Here is a 468-nt window from a genome sequence, read left to right on the forward strand (position 1 = left end):
GAGGGGCTCATCGCCTCGAACCGGGCGTTCGCGGTCCTGATGTGGTCGGACTCCACGCTCTGGTTCGAGATCGTCTACGCGGTCTCCGTGCTCGCGAGCCTGCTGCTGGTGCTGGGCTGGCGCACCCGTGCGACGTCCGTGGTCTTCATGGTCGGCGTGCTGTCCCTGCAGAACCGCAGCGTCTTCATGGGCGACGGCGGGGACAACGTCATCCACCTGATGGCGATCTACCTCGTGCTGACCCGGTGCGCGCAGGTGTGGTCGCTGGACGCCCGCCGCGCGCGGCGCCTCGGCGCGGCCTCGGCCGGGCGGGCGGGGCCGGTGCCGTGGGGCGTGCTCGGGGCGGTCTTCGCGTACGGGGCCGTGACCGGGGGGTTCAGCACCAACTGGCTGGTGATCTTCGCGGCCCTGCGCGCGGGCGGCGCCCAGTGGTGGATGGTCGACCGCTACGAGCCGGAGGGGGAGGGG

The 468-nt window shown here is 72.6% G+C and carries 1 pseudogene; it reads left to right on the forward strand.

Annotated features, from left to right (window positions below):
• Positions 1-468: pseudogene (locus tag G3I71_RS47140) on the forward strand (HTTM domain-containing protein); the annotation flags it as partial.

The organism is Streptomyces sp. SID12501, from assembly GCF_010550245.1.
Classification (GTDB): domain Bacteria; phylum Actinomycetota; class Actinomycetes; order Streptomycetales; family Streptomycetaceae; genus Streptomyces.